General features: G+C 71.7%; 13 protein-coding genes and 1 pseudogene. 5 read left to right on the top strand and 9 right to left on the bottom strand.

The window, feature by feature from the left end:
* Positions 1–217 (bottom strand): annotated as a pseudogene (locus tag IE294_RS33745) (aa3-type cytochrome oxidase subunit I); the annotation flags it as partial.
* Positions 214–1,173: an aa3-type cytochrome oxidase subunit II gene (ctaC, locus tag IE294_RS33740; RefSeq protein WP_041665120.1), complete on the bottom strand. Its 960-nt coding sequence runs from the start codon at positions 1,171–1,173 to the stop codon at positions 214–216. The gene ctaC and the pseudogene IE294_RS33745, both read right to left, overlap by 4 nt.
* 279 nt (positions 1,174–1,452) lie before the next feature.
* Here ctaC and IE294_RS33735 point away from each other — a divergent pair, with 279 nt between their 5' ends.
* Positions 1,453–2,829, top strand: a complete 1,377-nt coding sequence (locus IE294_RS33735) for a cysteine desulfurase/sulfurtransferase TusA family protein (RefSeq protein ID WP_189892452.1) — start codon at positions 1,453–1,455, stop codon at positions 2,827–2,829.
* 27 nt (positions 2,830–2,856) lie between these two features.
* Here IE294_RS33735 and IE294_RS33730 read toward each other — a convergent pair whose 3' ends face one another.
* Entirely contained in the window at positions 2,857–3,831 is a 975-nt protein-coding gene (locus IE294_RS33730) for a carbohydrate kinase family protein (RefSeq protein WP_189892450.1), read from the bottom strand.
* 125 nt (positions 3,832–3,956) lie between these two features.
* Here IE294_RS33730 and IE294_RS33725 point away from each other — a divergent pair, with 125 nt between their 5' ends.
* Entirely contained in the window at positions 3,957–4,166 is a 210-nt protein-coding gene (locus IE294_RS33725; protein WP_189892448.1) for a hypothetical protein, read from the top strand.
* A gap of 101 nt (positions 4,167–4,267) precedes the next feature.
* Entirely contained in the window at positions 4,268–5,776 is a 1,509-nt protein-coding gene (locus tag IE294_RS33720; protein ID WP_189892446.1) for a hypothetical protein, read from the top strand.
* A gap of 89 nt (positions 5,777–5,865) precedes the next feature.
* Here IE294_RS33720 and IE294_RS33715 read toward each other — a convergent pair whose 3' ends face one another.
* A complete protein-coding gene (locus tag IE294_RS33715; protein WP_030340884.1) occupies positions 5,866–6,222 on the bottom strand; it encodes an iron-sulfur cluster assembly accessory protein in 357 nt (118 codons plus the stop codon).
* Positions 6,223–6,486: 264 nt separating this feature from the next.
* Between IE294_RS33715 and nadA the strand changes: the two genes are divergently transcribed.
* Complete coding sequence (gene nadA / locus IE294_RS33710) at positions 6,487–7,686, top strand: quinolinate synthase NadA (protein WP_189892444.1); 1,200 nt, start codon at positions 6,487–6,489, stop codon at positions 7,684–7,686.
* Between the two features lie 69 nt (positions 7,687–7,755).
* Here nadA and IE294_RS33705 read toward each other — a convergent pair whose 3' ends face one another.
* The 5 genes from IE294_RS33705 to IE294_RS33685 all read right to left on the bottom strand — a co-directional run bounded on the left by IE294_RS33705 (position 7,756) and on the right by IE294_RS33685 (position 14,252).
* Complete coding sequence (locus IE294_RS33705) at positions 7,756–10,857, bottom strand: efflux RND transporter permease subunit (protein ID WP_189892442.1); 3,102 nt, start codon at positions 10,855–10,857, stop codon at positions 7,756–7,758.
* 132 nt (positions 10,858–10,989) lie between these two features.
* The gene (locus tag IE294_RS33700; protein WP_014672248.1) at positions 10,990–11,670 is read right to left on the bottom strand and encodes a response regulator; all 681 of its coding nucleotides are present in this window, start codon (positions 11,668–11,670) and stop codon (positions 10,990–10,992) included.
* Entirely contained in the window at positions 11,667–12,902 is a 1,236-nt protein-coding gene (locus IE294_RS33695) for a sensor histidine kinase (RefSeq protein ID WP_189892440.1), read from the bottom strand. The genes IE294_RS33700 and IE294_RS33695 overlap by 4 nt, the downstream gene beginning before the upstream one ends.
* 258 nt (positions 12,903–13,160) lie before the next feature.
* The gene (gene pspAA / locus IE294_RS33690) at positions 13,161–13,439 is read right to left on the bottom strand and encodes a PspA-associated protein PspAA (RefSeq protein ID WP_189892439.1); all 279 of its coding nucleotides are present in this window, start codon (positions 13,437–13,439) and stop codon (positions 13,161–13,163) included.
* Between the two features lie 33 nt (positions 13,440–13,472).
* Positions 13,473–14,252: a PspA/IM30 family protein gene (locus IE294_RS33685; RefSeq protein ID WP_078611732.1), complete on the bottom strand. Its 780-nt coding sequence runs from the start codon at positions 14,250–14,252 to the stop codon at positions 13,473–13,475.
* 266 nt (positions 14,253–14,518) lie between these two features.
* Here IE294_RS33685 and IE294_RS33680 point away from each other — a divergent pair, with 266 nt between their 5' ends.
* A complete protein-coding gene (locus IE294_RS33680) occupies positions 14,519–15,148 on the top strand; it encodes a DUF3043 domain-containing protein (RefSeq protein ID WP_189819340.1) in 630 nt (209 codons plus the stop codon).
* Positions 15,149–15,205 lie beyond the last annotated feature (57 nt).

Here is a 15,205-nt window from a genome sequence, read left to right as displayed (position 1 = left end):
GCCGGGCCAGCTCGGCGCGCATGATCAGCGCCATCACGCCGCCGATCAGGAAGAACGCGAACGACGTCGCCAGATAGAGCGTGCCGATCGTCTTGTGGTCGGTGGTCGTCAGCCACTTCACCACGACATTGCCGGGCTGCTTGCGCCGGACCGGCAGCTCGTCGGCGTGCGAGCCTTCAGCTGCCGCGGCACCCTGGGGTTCGTTGAGGATGCTCACAGGTTGTTCGTCCTCTGGTTCTTCTCGTGGCTCGTCTGCGCGATGCCGGCCGGAATGTAACCGGTCTGCCCCTTCTGCGCGAGCTCCTTGAGGTGCTGCGCGTAGCGCTCCGGGGAGACGACCTTCACGTTGAACAGCATCCGGGAGTGGTCCACGCCGCAGAGCTCGGCGCACTTGCCGAGGAAGGTGCCCTCCTTGTTCGGGGTCACCTGGAAGGCGTTGGTGTGACCGGGGATGACGTCCTGCTTCATCAGGAACGGCACCACCCAGAAGGAGTGGATGACATCACGCGAGGTCAGGACGAAGCGGACCGTCTTGCCCTTGGGCAGCCACAGCGTCGGGCCGGGGTTGTTCGTCTGCGGGTTCCGCGTGCCGGGCGTGCCGACGTCGTAGACACCGCCGGCGTTGGCCGGGAACTGGTTCCGCAGCTGGTCCGGAATGGCGTCCAGGTTCTTGTCGGTCTTGGCGTCACCGGAGGAACCAGGGACGTTCTCGATGTAGTTGAAGCCCCAGCTCCACTGGAAGCCGACCACGTTGACCGTGACGTCGGGCTTCTTCGAGGTGTCCAGGAGCTTCGACTCGTCCCGGGCCGTGAAGTAGAAGAGCACCGAGATGATGATGATCGGGACCACCGTGTACAGGGCCTCGATCGGCATGTTGTACCGAGTCTGCGGAGGAACCTCGACCTTGGTGCGGCTGCGCCGGTGGAACATGGCGCTCCACAGGATCAGGCCCCACACCAGCACGCCGACGGCGAGCGCGGCAGCCCAGGAGCCCTGCCACAGGGAGAGGATCCGCGGAGCCTCTTCCGTGGTCGGGGTGGGCATGCCAAGGCGGGGGAAGTCCTTGTATGTGCAACCGGTTGCGGTCGCCAGGACCAGGCCCGCGGTCAGTGCCTGCAGCAGCTTCCGCCGCATCGGGCGCCGCGGCGAGCGGTCGGAGCCGTTGGGACTCACGTAGCGCCTTCCCGAGAGTCTCGCCCGCGCGGTCGGCTGCGGCCTTCTCGCTGGTCGGTCGCCGCCCTGCGTCGGGCAGGGGTTTGGATGTTTATGCGGACCAAACCCTAGCCCACCCTCTCCGAGGGTTCGCGGGGAGGGGTGCCTACTAACCCGGGTGGTTCGCTTGATTGGCGGCTGCGGGTGCGTTGTGGCTGGTCGCGCCCCGCGGCGGAGCCCCTGATGTCACGGCCTCGCGCCCCGGGCCGGCCGCCTCCACCAGGGTCTTAACGTTGCCGTATGGCCTACTTCGACGCTTCCTCCGCCGTTCCCCTCCATCCCGTTGCCCGTCAGGCCCTGTTGGCCTCTTTGGATGAGGGATGGGCCGATCCCGCCCGGCTCTACCGGGAGGGACGCAAGGCCCGGATGCTGCTCGACGCCTCGCGGGAGGCGGCTGCCGAGGCCGTCGGCTGCCGTGCGGACGAGGTGGTGTTCACGTCGTCCGGCACCCGGGCCCTGCACACGGGGGTCGCGGGGGCGCTGGCCGGGCGGCGGCGGGTGGGACGCCACCTGATCGTGTCGTCCGTCGAACACTCCTCCGTCCTCCATTCGGCGGAGGTGTTCGAGGCGGACGGCGGGACCGTCACCCGGGTGGCCGTCGACCGGGCGGGAGCCGTCGACCCGGCGGGGTACGCGTCCGCGCTCCGGGCGGACACCGCGCTGGCGTGCCTCCAGTCGGCCAACCACGAGGTGGGGACCGTGCAGCCGGTGGCCGAGGTGGCGGAGGTGTGCCGGGCGGCCGGGGTGCCCTTGCTGGTGGACGCGGCGCAGTCGCTGGGCTGGGGGCCGGTCGAGGGCGACTGGTCGCTGCTCGCGGCCAGCGCGCACAAGTGGGGCGGGCCGTCGGGGATCGGACTGCTCGTCGTACGCAAGGGCGTGCGGTTCGCCGTCCAAGGGCCGGTGGACGAGCGCGAGTCGGGGCGGGCGCCCGGGTTCGAGAACATCCCGGCGATCGTGGCGGCCGTGGCCTCGCTGCGCGCGGTCCGGGCCGAGGCGGCCCAGGAGGCGGTACGGCTGCGGGGGCTGACGGAGCGGATCCGGGCGCGGGTGCCGGAGCTGGTGCCGGACGTGGAGGTGGTCGGCGACGCCGTGCGCCGGCTGCCCGGGATCGTCACGTTCTCCTGCCTCTACGTCGACGGCGAGGCGCTGCTGCACGAGCTGGACCGGGCCGGCTTCTCGGTGTCCTCCGGCTCCTCCTGCACGAGCAGCACGCTGACTCCCAGCCATGTGCTGAAGGCGATGGGGGTGCTGAGCGAGGGGAACGTACGGGTGTCCCTGCCGCCCGGCACGGCGGAGGCGGACGTGGAGCGGTTCCTGGAGGTGCTGCCGGAGACGGTGGCGGGCGTCCGGGAGAAGCTGGGGGCGCCCGCCCCGGTCGCCCGGGGCAGTGCGGAGGAACTGCTCGTCGACTCCCTCGGCAAGCGCTGCCCGGTCCCGGTCATCGAACTGGCGAAGGTGTTCGGCCGGGTGCCGGTGGGCGGGACCGTCCGGGTCCTCTCCGACGACGAGGCGGCCCGCCTGGACATCCCGGCGTGGTGCGAGATGCGGGGGCAGGAGTACGTCGGGGAGGAGCCGGCGGCCGGGGGAACGGCGTACCTGGTACGCCGGGTGAGCTGACCGGCCCCGAAGGGGCCCGGGGCTGTATCAGCTGAGGTGGGCCCGCACTTCCTGGCCGGCCTCGTCGCCGTACGCCTTCACGAACCGCTCCATGAAGTGCCCCCGGCGCAGCTGGTACTCCTGCGTCCCCACGGTCTCGATGACCAGCGTGGCCAGCATGCACCCCACCTGGGCGGCGCGCTCCAGGGAGACGCCCCAGGCCAGTCCCGACAGGAACCCCGCGCGGAAGGCGTCGCCGACACCCGTGGGGTCGGCCTTGCGCTCCTCCTCCGGGCAGCCGACGACGATCGGGTCCTCGCCGGCCCGCTCGATGCGCACGCCCCGGGAACCGAGCGTGGTGACCCGGTGGCCGACCTTGCCCAGGATCTCCGCGTCGCTCCAGCCGGTCTTGGACTTGATGAGCCCCTTCTCGTACTCGTTGGAGAAGAGGTAGGTCGCCCCGTCCAGCAGTATCCGGATCTCCTCGCCCTCCATCCGGGCGATCTGCTGGGAGAAGTCGGCGGCGAACGGAATGTTCCGGGAGCGGCACTCCTCGGTGTGGCGGAGCATCGCCTCGGGGTCGTCGGCGCCGATGAGGACCAGGTCGAGACCGCCAACGCGATCGGCGACCGTCTTCAGCTCGATCAGCCGGGCCTCGCTCATCGCGCCGGTGTAGAAGGAGCCGATCTGGTTGTGGTCGGCGTCGGTGGTGCACACGAAGCGGGCGGTGTGCAGGGTCTCGGAGATACGGACCGATTCGGTGTCGACGCCGTGCCGGTCGAGCCAGTCCCGGTACTCCTCGAAGTCGAAGCCGGCGGCGCCGACCAGGAGCGGCCCGGTGCCGAGCTGGCCCATGCCGAAGGCGATGTTGGCGCCGACGCCGCCGCGGCGTACGTCGAGGTTGTCGACCAGGAAGGAGAGCGAAACCGTGTGCATCTGGTCCGCGACGAACTGGTCGGCGAAGCGGCCGGGGAAGGTCATGAGATGGTCGGTGGCGATGGAGCCGGTGACTGCGATACGCACGAGTTCTCCTGCGGGAGGCTGCGTTGACAGTTCACGCTACCCGGTCCTGAGCCGCCACTGAAGCTGGCGAAACTACCCGATAGTAGCTCTTTTGCCGCAGGCCGGGCCGTGTCTACGGTGCGGGCATGACGAACCTCGAGGTCACCCCTTCCGCCCCGGCCGATCCCGACGGCGACCTCGCCGCGCTGCGCGGCGACTGCGCCCGGATGGCGCCGCACTGGGCGGTCCCGGAGCACCCCGCTTCCCGGCCGGTGCCGCCGTCCCTCATCCACGGGGTGCGCGTGCCGGCGCGGTCCGCGCGGCTGCTGGACGCGATGTCGGACTACGGCGACTGACCGCGGGGCGCGAGCAGCGGGAACCGCGCGCTCCCCTCCCGCGTCCCATCGCCGTCCCCCGCGCAGGGGACGCGGGACACGACGCAGCGAGGAGCGATGCGGTGAACACCGAGCGGTCTGAGAACTCCGGCGGCCCCGAGGGGCGCGACCGGTCCCCCGCGGCCCCGCAGCCGGGTGGCCGACGCCCCACCGCCGTCATCGTCGCCGTCGCCACCGCGGCCGTCCTGCTGGTCGGCGGCGGTGGCGCCTATCTCGCCACGGGCAACGGCACGGACGGCCGTACGGGTGGTCCGGCCGCCGCCGGCGGAGCCCACGGCACTCCCCCGCCGCTCACCCTGGACGGCTGGGCGCACTCCGGCACCGGCGGAATCGCACCCGGGGAGCCGGACCCGTACGGCGCCCGGTACGTGGCGCGGGGCGAGCTGCCCGACGGGCCCGGCTCGGCGCCGGTGTACGAGCCGGGGGCCGAGGTCGGCCGGGAGCGGGTGGTCCGGCTGGCGCAGGCGCTCGGGGTCGACGGGGCGCCGGTGGCCGAGGGGCGGATCTGGCGGGTCGGCGGGCAGGACGGCTCCGGGCCGAGGCTGACGGTGAACCGGGACGCTCCGGGTGGCTGGAGCTTCGACCGGTACGCGCCCGGGACCGACAACTGCCGGAAGGTCACCGTCTGCGCGCAGGACCCGGGCGCTCCGGCCGGCGACCCGGTGAGCGCGGCCGAGGCGGAGAGGGCGGCGGCACCGGTGCTGAGGGCGGCGGGGCTCGACGGCGCGAGGACCGACGCGAGCCGGGTCATGGGTGCCAGGCGGGTGGTCGACGCGGAGCCGGTGGTCGGCGGGCTGCCCACGTACGGCTGGACGACCGGCCTGACCGTCGACCGGAACGGCGAACTGGTCGGCGGGCACGGGCTGCTGGCGACGCTGGTGAAGGGTGACACGTACCCCGTGGTGGGCGCGGCGAAGACGCTGGAGCTGATGAACGGGGCTTCGGGGGACGGCCACCGGATGGGGATCGGGGGGTGCGCGAGCCCGGAGCCGCTGAAGGACCGGCTGGAGCAGCCGTGCGGCGCGTCCACGGGGGCGCCGAAGGCGGCCGGGGACACGGTGACGGTCGAGAAGGCGGTGTTCGGGCTGGCCGCGCACTCCGTCGGCGGGCGGCAGACGCTGGTGCCGTCCTGGCTGTTCCAGGTGCGGGGGTCCACGGCGGGCGGCGCGTTCACGGTGACGTATCCGGCGGTCGACCCGGCGTACCTGACCTCGGCGTCCGCGTCCCCGGCGCCGGAGCCCTCCCAGCCGTCCCAGGCGCCCGGGAAGAGCCGGAGCGTGAAGGTGGACGCCTATACGGCCGACGGGCGGACGCTGAGCCTGAGCTTCTACGGCGGGGTGTGCGCCGACTACCGGACGTCGGCGCGGGAGAGCGGCGGCCGGGTGACGGTGACGGTCACCGAGCGGCCCTGGCCGGGCCGGGTGTGCGTCCTGATCGCCAAGGAGTACGTGAAGACGGTGACCCTGGACGCGCCGCTGGACGGGCGGACGGTGGTCGGCACGGACGGCAAGGCGGTCCCGAGGGCGAAGCCGGGCTCGCTGCGGCCGGACGCGTCGGCGCAGCCGCGCTGACCGGGCGGGAAAGGTGAAGGCGGCGGCCCCCGGAAGGGGACCGCCGCCTTTCCCGGCCGTCAGAGCGTGCGGCTCTGCCGGCCGTCGGCTCAGCTGAAGGAGTCGCCGCAGGCGCAGGAGCCGGTCGCGTTCGGGTTGTCGATCGTGAAGCCCTGCTTCTCGATCGTGTCGACGAAGTCGACGGTGGCACCGCCGAGGTACGGAGCGCTCATCCGGTCCGTGACGACCTTGACCCCGCCGAAGTCCTTCACGACGTCGCCGTCGAGCGAGCGCTCGTCGAAGAAGAGCTGGTAGCGCAGGCCGGAGCAGCCGCCGGGCTGGACGGCGACGCGCAGCGCGAGGTCGTCGCGGCCTTCCTGGTCGAGCAGGGCCTTGACCTTGGCCGCGGCGGCGTCGGTCAGGATGATGCCGTCGGTGACGGTGGTGGTCTCGTCCGATACGGACATCTACATCTCTCCCGGGTTGTACGGAGACTGCTTGCCGACGAGTGCAACCGGCGCTTCCGCGGATTCATTCCGGGCCGGGCATTCGCGTTGTCGCGTTTCTGCTTCCGACTTCATGCTCGCACATGGTCCCCGGCACCGACAGCGGCCCGCGGAGGGACCGGAGCGGGATTCACGTCACATGGACGCTATGGCCATCGTCAAAGTGACGTGAACCGGTTATGATAGATAGCGTCAGTTAGACGAAAAGTAGAAAGGGTGCGTGTGGTGACCACCGCCCAGACCCCGGAGCTCGACGTGCAGCCGACTCCGCTCGCCCTGCTGCTGCTCGGCCGCGAGGCCGACCCGAAGAGCGAGCGGGGCGTCGAGTGTCCCGGAGACCTCCCGTCGCCCTCGGACCCCGACCTGGTCGAGCGCGCCCGCGCCGCCAAGGCCCGGCTCGGCGACAAGGTCTTCGTCCTCGGCCACCACTACCAGCGCGACGAGGTCATCCAGTTCGCGGACGTCACGGGCGACTCCTTCAAGCTGGCCCGGGACGCGGCCGCGCGCCCGGAGGCCGAGTACATCGTCTTCTGCGGTGTGCACTTCATGGCCGAGTCGGCGGACATCCTGACCTCCGACGACCAGAAGGTCGTGCTGCCCGACCTCGCCGCCGGCTGCTCCATGGCCGACATGGCGACGGCCGAGCAGGTCGCGGAGTGCTGGGACGTGCTGACCGAGGCGGGCATCGCCGAGCAGGTGGTCCCGGTGTCGTACATGAACTCCTCCGCCGACATCAAGGCGTTCACCGGCAAGCACGGCGGCACGATCTGCACCTCCTCCAACGCCAAGCGCGCCCTGGACTGGGCCTTCGAGCAGGGGGAGCCCTCGGCAACAAAGGTCCTCTTCCTGCCGGACCAGCACCTGGGCCGCAACACCGCCGTCCGCGACATGGGGATGTCCCTGGACGACTGCGTGGTCTACAACCCGCACAAGCCGAACGGCGGGCTGACGGCCGAGGAGTTGCGGGCCGCGAAGATGATCCTGTGGCGGGGGCACTGCTCGGTCCACGGCCGCTTCGGCCTGGACTCGGTCAACGACGTGCGCGCGCGCATCCCCGGCGTCAACGTGCTGGTCCACCCCGAGTGCAAGCACGAGGTCGTGGCGGCGGCGGACTACGTCGGCTCGACCGAGTACATCATCAAGGCCCTGGAGGCGGCCCCGGCCGGTTCCAAGTGGGCGATCGGTACGGAACTGAACCTGGTCCGCCGGCTGGCGAACCGTTTCGCCCCGGAGGGCAAGGAGATCGTCTTCCTCGACAAGACGGTCTGCTTCTGCTCGACGATGAACCGCATCGACCTCCCCCACCTGGTCTGGGCGCTGGAGTCCCTGGCCGACGGCAGCCTGGTCAACCGCATCGAGGTCGACAAGGAGACGGAGGCGTTCGCCAAGCTGGCGCTGGAGCGGATGCTCGCGCTTCCCCAGTAGGACCCCGCGCCTGCCCGGCACGACAGGAAGGGCCGGGTCTCCGCCGAGACCCGGCCCTTCGTCATGCCGTCACACTCCGGCCGGCTCCGGCGCGTCCTGAGGCACCGGCGGCTTCTTCGCCGCCCGCTTCTCGGCCCGGCGCTCCTTGCGGAGCTCCAGCATCGCGTAGAGCGTCGGCACCAGCAGGAGCGTCAGCAGGGTCGACGTGATCAGGCCGCCGATGACGACCACGGCGAGGGGCTGGGCGATGAAGCCGCCCTCGCCGGTGACGCCCAGCGCCATGGGGAGCAGGGCGAAGATCGTCGCCAGCGCCGTCATGAGGATGGGGCGGAGCCGGTGCCGGCCGCCCTCGATCACGGCTTCCACCACGCCGTGGCCCTGCGCCCGGTACTGGTTGATCAGGTCGATCAGCACGATCGCGTTGGTCACCACGATGCCGATCAGCATCAGCATGCCGATCATCGCGGGCACGCCCATCGGGGTGCCGGTGGCGAGCAGCAGACCGATCGCGCCCGTCGCCGCGAACGGGATGGAGACCAGCAGGATCAGCGGCTGGGCGAGCGAGCGGAACGTCGCGACCAGGACCATGAAGACGATCGCGATGGCGGCCAGCATGGCCAGCCCCAGGTTCTTGAACGCGTCGTCCTGGTCGGAGGAGACCCCGCCGATCTCGGCCGTGGCACCCGCCGGCAGCTTCAGGTCCTTGATCTTCGACTGGAGCTTGGTGCTGATCGCACCCGTGTTGTCAGCCGTCGGCCTCGCCGTGATCGTGGCGGCGCGCTGCCCGTCGATGCGGGTCAGGGACACCGGCCCGTCCACCAGCTTCACCGTGGCGATGTCACCGAGCTTCACCGGACCGAGGCGCAGCGCCTTGAGCTGGGCGAGCGTGGTCGCGGGCTTCGCCGACCTCACGACGACGTCCCGCTCGGTGTCGTCGAGGACCGCCTTGGCCACCGTCGTACCGCGCACGGCCTGCGCCACCGCGGCGCCCAGCTTCTGGTCGTCGAACCCGGCCGCCGCCGCCCCGGCCTTCGCCCTGACCGAGATCCGCGGCACGCTCTGCGCGAGGTCGCTGGTGACGTCCGTGACGTGGTCGAGGCCGGCGACCGTGGAGCGGACCTGCTCCGCCGCCGTCCGCAGCGCCTCGGCGTCGGACGCCTTGACGACCACGCTGAGGTCCTGGGCGCCGAAGCCGTCACCGGCCGACACGGTGGTCGTACCGATGCCCTCGAGCTTCTTCAAGCCGTCCTCAAGCTGCTTCTGCACGTCGTCGTAGGACGCGGAGTCCTTCAGCATCACCTGGTACGACGCCTGGTTGGTGTCGGTGCCGCCGCCGAAGGCCGCCATGAAGCCGGACGAGCCGACGGTGACCTGGTAGTCCTTCACCCCCTCGGTGGTGGCGAGCAGCTTCTCCACCCGCTTGGCCTGCGCGTTCGTGGCGGCGAGGCTGGTGCCGGGCTTCAGCTCCTGCTTGACCGTGAGGACTTCCTGGTCGCCCTGGTCGAAGAAGTTCGTCTTCAGCAGGCCGGACATGCCGAACGTGACGACCAGGACGACGAGCGCGATGAGCACGCTGGTGAGCCGGCGGCGCGTCGCGAACCGCAGAACGGGCACGTACGCCCGCTGGAGGCGGCTGCCGGCCTCCTTCTCCTCGGCCTCGCGGCGGGCCTGCGCCGCGTCCTCGTGGGTGCCCTTGGGGGCGCGCAGGAACCAGTACGACAGGACCGGCACGACCGTCAGCGACACGAGCAGGGAGGCCAGCAGGGCCGCCGTCACCGTGAGGCTGAACGAGCCGAACAGGGCGCCCACCATGCCGCCGACCAGGCCGATCGGCAGGAACACGGCGACCGTGGTGAGGGTGGAGGAGGTGACCGCGCCGGCCACCTCGCGCACCGCCGTGAGGATCGCCTCCTTGCGCTCCTCGCCGTAGCCGAGGTGCCGCTTGATGTTCTCCAGGACCACGATCGAGTCGTCGACGACCCGGCCGATGGCGATGGTCAGCGCGCCGAGCGTGAGCATGTTCAGGGACAGGCCGCGCGTCCACAGCACGATCAGGGCCAGCACCACCGACAGCGGGATGGAGACCGCCGTCACCAGCGTCGAGCGGACCGACGCGAGGAAGACCAGGATCACCAGGACCGCGAAGACCAGGCCGAGCGCGCCCTCCGTGGTCAGGCCCTTGATGGACTTGGACACGGCCGGGCCCTGGTCGCTGACGACCGTGAGCCGCGCGCCCGCGCCGAGGTCCTCGCGCAGGCCGGGCAGCTTGTCCTCGACCGCGTTCGAGATGGAGACCGCGCTGCCGTCGTGGTCCATCGTGACGCTGACGGCGAGGCTGGGCCGGCCGTCGGTGCGGGTGAGGGAGTCGGCCGGGGCGGGCCGTTCCTCGACGGTGGCCACGGCGCCGAGGCGCACCGGCCGCTGCACGCCCTCGCCGGTGACCATCAGGTCCTTGATCTGCTCCAGCGAGGTGAAGCCGCCGCCGACCTGGACGGTGCGGTTGGCGCCGTCCTCGTCGAAGGAGCCGGCCGGTATGGTCGCGCCGCCCGCCTGGAGGGCCTGGCCGAGCGCGGCCGGGGTGAGGCCGGCCCGCGCCAGCTTCGCGTCGTCGGGGGTGACGGTGACCTGGAGGTCGCGCACACCGGTGACCTGGACGCGGCCGACGCCGTCGATGTCCTTCAGGGCCGGCACGACGGTGGTGTCGAGCTGGTCGGCGAGCGCCTGCTGGTCCTTGTCGGAGGTGACGGCGAGGACCACGGTCGGCATGTCGTCCGTGGAGCCGGAGACGACCTGCGGGTCGACGTCGTCCGGGAGCTGGTTGCGGGCCCGGTTCACGGCCTGCTGGACGTCGGAGACGATCCGCTTGGTGTCGTTGCCGTAGTCGAAGGACGCCATGATCACGGCATTGCCCTCACTGGCGGTGGAGGTGACACCGGTGACGCCGTCGACGCCTTGCAGGTTGTCCTCGATGGGTTCGACGACCTGCTTCTCGACCACGTCGGGCGAGGCACCCTGGTACGGCGCGATCACCGACACCATGGGCAGTTCGATGGTGGGCAGCAGCTGCTGTTTGATCTGGGGTATCGCGATCAGCCCGAAGGCGAGCGCGATGAGGGACACGAGCCCGACGAGGGCGCGCTGGGCAAGGCTGAACCTGGACAGCCAGGACATGGGTCAGGGTCTCTCATCTGTGAGCGGCAGAAGTCTCCACCACCCTGAGCCATCCCGGAGGGCCCTTCCGTAGGCCCCAGGTCCCGTTCCTCCGCCGCCCCCTACTCCGCGCGCAGTAGACCCGGGTGGAGATCAGTCCATCCTCGGACGTACCAGCCCCGACTCGTACGCGATGACGACGAGCTGCGCCCGGTCCCGCGCGCCCAGCTTGGCCATGGCCCGGTTGACGTGCGTCTTCACCGTCAGCGGGCTGACCGCCAGCCGCTCGGCGATCTCGTCGTTGGAGTGGCCGCCGGCGACCAGGACGAGGACCTCCCGCTCCCGGCCGGTGAGGGTGCCGAGCCGCTCGGAGCGGGCGGGGTCGGGGCCGTCGCCGTCGTCGCCCCCGGCGAGGAAACGGGCGATCAGGCCCTTGGTGGCCGCCGGGGACAGCAGTGCCTCGCCACCGGCCGCGACCCGGATGGCGTTCAGCAGTTCGTCCGGCTCGCTGCCCTTGCCGAGGAAGCCGGAGGCACCGGCGCGCAGTGCCCGCACGACGTAGTCGTCGACCTCGAAGGTGGTCAGGATGACCACGCGGACCTGCGCGAGGGACGGGTCGGCGCCGATCTGCCGGGTGGCGGCCAGGCCGTCGGTGCCGGGCATCCGGATGTCCATGAGGACGACGTCGGGGCCGTGCTCCTTCGCCAGCCGGACCGCTTCCGCACCGTCCGATGCCTCCCCGACCACCTCCATGTCGGGCTCGGAGTCGACCAGCACCCGGAACGCGCTGCGCAGCAGTGCCTGGTCGTCGGCGAGCAGGACGCGGATGGTCATACGGGCTCCCCCTGGGCCGTCGTCGTCTTGACGGGCAGGATCGCATGGACGCGGAACCCGCCGCCGTAGCGGGGTCCGGTGGTCAGGGTGCCGCCCAGGGCGGTGACCCGCTCGCGCATGCCGAGCAGCCCGTGCCCGCCGCCGTCCTCGGACGCACGGCCGGCCTCGGGGCCGCCGGGCTCGCCCGGTCCGTCGTCCAGGACGGTGACCTCGACGTTCGGCCCGACGCGTACGACGCTCACCTCGGCCCCGGCCTCGGGACCCGCGTGCTTGCGCACATTGGTCAGGGCCTCCTGGACGATCCGGTAGGCGGCCAGGTCGACGGCGGCGGGCAGTTCGGTGCCCTGGTCGGCGCGGGCCACGGATACCGGCAGGCCCGCGCTGCGGAAGGTGTCGGCCAGCTCCTCCAGGCGGCTCAGGCCCGGAGCGGGTTCGGTGGGGGCCTCAGGGTCACCGCTCTGGCGGAGCAGGCCGACGGTGGCGCGCAGCTCGCCGAGCGCGCTGCGGCTGGCCTCCCGGACGTGCGCGAGGGCCTCCTTGGCCTGGTCGGGCCGCTTGTCCATGACGTGCGCGGCGACCCCGGCCTGCACGTTCACCAGGGCGATGTGGTGGGCGACGACGTCGTGCAGATCGCGGGCGATGCGCAGCCGCTCCTCGGCGACCCGGCGGCGGGCCTCCTCCTCCCGGGTGCGTTCGGCGCGCTCGGCGCGGTCCCGGATGGCCTGGACGACCGCGCGGCGGCTGCGTACGGCGTCGCCGGCGGTGGCGCCGATGCCCGTCCAGGCGAGGACGCCGAGGTTCTCCTGGGCGTACCAGGGCAGCGGGCCGGCGAGCATGGCGGCGGCCGTCAGCACGGTCATGGTGAGCAGGCCGAGGCGCCAGGTGGTGGAGCGGTCGGTGGTCGCGGCGACGGTGAACAGGGCGATGACGGCGGACATCGCGACCGGGGCGCGGGGGTCACCGGTGACGCACTCGACCAGGGAGACGGTGCCGGTGACGGCGAGGACCGTCCTGGGTGCTCGGCGCCGGAAGACGAGCGCTGCCGCGCCGGCCAGCATGAGGACGAGGCTGAGGACGGCCGGGGTGCGGATGCTCCAGGTCAGACCGTGGTGGCCCTGGGGCGCGGCGAAGGAACCGGCGGCCATGCAGGCCAGCACGCCGGCGGCGAGCGCCGCGTCCGCCGCCAGGGGGTGCGCCCTGAGGCCGCAGCGGGCGCGTTCGAGAGTGCTCACGGTGTGCACAGTACGGTCCCGGCACCGGCCGGCGGCAGGGTGCCGGTGCGGGCGGTGCCGGACGCCGGGCGATGTCGGAGACCGAGGACCAGGCGGCACCGGACGCCGGGCAGCGGAAGACACCGGACGCCGAGGACCAGGCGACACCGGACACCGGGCAGCGGAAGACACCGGACGCCGAGCGGTGCGGGGGCCGACCGGGGGCGGGGGCGGGCAGACGTCCCGTCCCCTGCGTTGTGCCTGGACCGGCCGGGGGCCTCAGCCCGGGATCAGCCCGTCGTCGCTGAGCATCTCCCGGACCTCGTCCAGCGTCGCGTCCGGCGCCGGGAGGATCAGCTCGGAAGGTTCCAGCGCGTCGTCCGGGAGCGGGGTGCCGAGCCGGCGGACGGAGTCGAGGAGGGCGCCGAGCGTGCGGCGGAAGCCCTCCTCGTCGCCGCTCTCCACCTCCTCCAGCAGTTCGTCGTCCAGCTTGTTCAGCTCGACGACGTGGGAGTCGTCCAGCGTCACCTGGCCCTCCCCCATGATCCGTACGATCACGTCGGCCTCCTCGGCTCGGGCCCCGGCGCCGGGCTACTGCTTGTCGAAGCGCGGGGTGTCCTGCGGCTGCTGCTGGGACTGCCCCTGACCGGTGCCGCCCTCGATGGCCTGCTGCGGGGAGCCCCCGGCCAGCTCGGCCTTCATGCGTTGCAGTTCCAGCTCTACATCCGTACCACCGGAGAGCCGGTCCAGCTCGGCCTGGATGTCGTCCTTGTGCATGCCGGACTGGTCGTCGAGGGCACCGGAGGCGAGCAGTTCGTCGATGGCGCCGGCCCGGGCCTGGAGCTGGGCGGTCTTGTCCTCGGCGCGCTGGATGGCGAGGCCGACGTCGCCCATCTCCTCGGAGATGCCGGAGAAGGCCTCGCCGATGCGGGTCTGGGCCTGGGCGGCGGTGTAGGTGGCCTTGATGGTCTCCTTCTTCGTACGGAAGGCGTCCACCTTGGCCTGGAGGCGCTGGGCCGCCAGGGTGAGCTTCTCCTCCTCGCCCTGGAGGGTCGCGTGCTGGGTTTCGAGGTCCGTGACCTGCTGCTGGAGGGCGGCGCGGCGGGACAGCGCCTCGCGGGCCAGGTCCTCACGGCCGAGCGCGAGCGCCTTGCGGCCCTGGTCCTCCAGCTTGGAGGACTGCTGCTGCAACTGGTTGAGCTGGAGCTCCAGGCGCTTGCGGGACGTGGCCACGTCGGCGACGCCACGGCGGACCTTCTGGAGCAGCTCCAGCTGCTTCTGGTACGAGTAATCGAGGGTCTCGCGCGGGTCCTCGGCCCGGTCAAGGGCCTTGTTCGCCTTCGCGCGGAAGATCATCCCCATACGCTTCATGACACCGCTCATGGGCTTCGCGCGCCCCCTTCTGACGGACTCCAGCTCACAGATCCTGCGACAGGACCCACAGTACGGGCCCTGCTTCCATTACCGCACTGTTCGCGGGGTGATGCGCTCATCCCCGAGGACGACTGCGGACCGTTCCGCTCCGGCGTAGGGAGTAGGTGATCCACCCCGATGCCGCCGGAAGCCCTCTGTGTGTCCCCTCTGTCCCCCTAGAGACGTCCGGTGTTGCCGGATCGTTCCCCACCGGGCTGGGGTCCATGCCGGTGCAGCCCTTACCCTTGGGTTTTGTGTTCCGTAGCCGTGCCAAGGAAGAGAAGGCCCCGACCGCCGACAAGGCGCCGGTGACCCTCTCCAAGCAGCCCCGCGACCCGCAGGCCCCGAAGGGCAGGCCCACTCCCAAGCGCAGTGAGGCCCAGTCCCAGCGCCGCAGCGTCGCCCGTACTCCGACGAACCGCAAGGAGGCCGCGAAGCGCCAGCGCGAGGAGCGGCGCCAGGCCCTGGAGCGGCAGCGCCAGGCGCTGGCCAGCGGCGACGAGCGCTACCTGCCGGCCCGGGACAAGGGCCCGGTCCGCAAGTTCGCCCGGAACTGGGTGGACTCGCGGTTCAACGTGGCGGAGTTCTTCCTGCCGCTCGCGGTGGTCATCCTGGTGCTGAGCGTGGTGCGGGTGCCCGCGATCCAGAGCATCGCGCTGCTGCTGTGGCTGATCGTGATCGTGCTGATCGTGCTGGACGGTGCGGTCAGCGGCTTCCGGCTGAGGAAGCGGCTCCAGGAGCGCTTCCCGGACGAGAACACGCGTGGCGCGGTCGCCTACGCCCTGATGCGGTCCTTGCAGATCCGCCGGCTCCGGCTGCCGAAGCCGCAGGTCAAGCGCGGAGAGCGGCCCTGAGCGCTGACGCTTTCACCGGGGGCGCGGCCGATGCCTGGCTGGACGGGCTGGGCGGCC

Origin of the sequence: Streptomyces canarius (assembly GCF_014650735.1) — a bacterium.
Lineage (GTDB): Bacteria > Actinomycetota > Actinomycetes > Streptomycetales > Streptomycetaceae > Streptomyces > Streptomyces olivaceoviridis.
The sequence above is the reverse complement of the archived record's forward strand: the minus strand, read 5'-3'. Positions and strand labels throughout refer to the sequence as shown.